Annotated in this window: 2 pseudogenes; both read left to right on the top strand. The window is 76.3% G+C overall.

From position 1 onward, the window contains the following. Nucleotides 1–482 (top strand): annotated as a pseudogene (locus tag DQW85_RS22250) (hypothetical protein); the annotation flags it as partial. Between the two features lie 78 nt (nt 483–560). Then, nucleotides 561–990: pseudogene (locus DQW85_RS22245) on the top strand (AAA family ATPase); the annotation flags it as partial.

Raw genomic sequence — 990 nt, 5'->3', positions numbered from 1 at the left:
CGCTGGGTGCGGCCTGGGCCTGGCGGGCGGGGCTCGGCGCGCTCGGGGCGGTGGTGATCGTGTACGCGCTCCTGTCGGCGCGCGCCTGGTGGCGGGGCGCGCCCGGTCCCTGGCGGGCCTCGCTGCTCATGTGCGACCTGCCCGCCGGGGCCGACCCGTCCGTGCCGTTGAATCCCCAGGCACGCCAGGCGTTCGCGTACGCCGGGAGCGCCGTGCTGTCCTTCGGCGACTCCCTCGGCCCCAGGGTGGTGGGAGCGGCGGCCTCGGTCGGCCCGGCCGGTGACCTCAGACTGATCGTCGAGGACGAGGCGTGGGAGGCCGTCGAGGCGGATCCGCGGGTGGCGGTGTTCGCGGCCGACCCGGTGCGCAGGCGGCTCTGGGTGGAGGTGCGCGGCATCGCCGTGGCGGGCGCCGACAGCCTGCGCGTCACCCCCAAGCAGGTCCTGGTGGGAGAGTTCCCCGGCCGCCACCAGCGCCACTAGCAAGGCCCACCTGGCGTGTCAGGTCCGCCCAATCGTCGGCCCGGTGCGGTATAACCGGGGGCGGACCGGGGAGGCGTGATGCGTGAGTCCGGCAGGGCCGAGGCCGCGGGGCGGGCCGCGGCGCGGGATCTGTTCGAAAGGGTGCGGCTGCGCTATTTCGGCCTTCCTCCGGCGGTCCGCCGGGTGATGTACGTCGCGGTGCTCATCGGCACGGTCGGCCTGGCCGCCGCGCTCGGCTGGGACCTCTGGCAGACCTTCCTCGTCACCCTCCTCGTGCTCGGGTTCGTGGCGCTCACCCTGCGCTTCCCGCGCGCCGCGGCGACCGCCCTGGTGATCGCGGCGTGGGCCGCGCTGGTGCCCGCGATCGCCCTCCTGTTCCCCTCGCGCTCGCTCGCCCCGACGCTGCTGCTCGTGCTGGCCGTGCCCGTCGCCGCCGCGGCCCACCTGATCCGCTGGGTGGCGCCCTGGCTCACCGCGCTGCTCGCCCTGGTCCCGGCCGGCCTGCTGG

The organism is Nonomuraea lactucae (assembly GCF_003313395.1).
Classification (GTDB): Bacteria; Actinomycetota; Actinomycetes; order Streptosporangiales; family Streptosporangiaceae; genus Nonomuraea; species Nonomuraea lactucae.
Note: the sequence above shows the minus strand (reverse complement) of the source record. Positions and strands in the feature narration are given on the sequence as shown.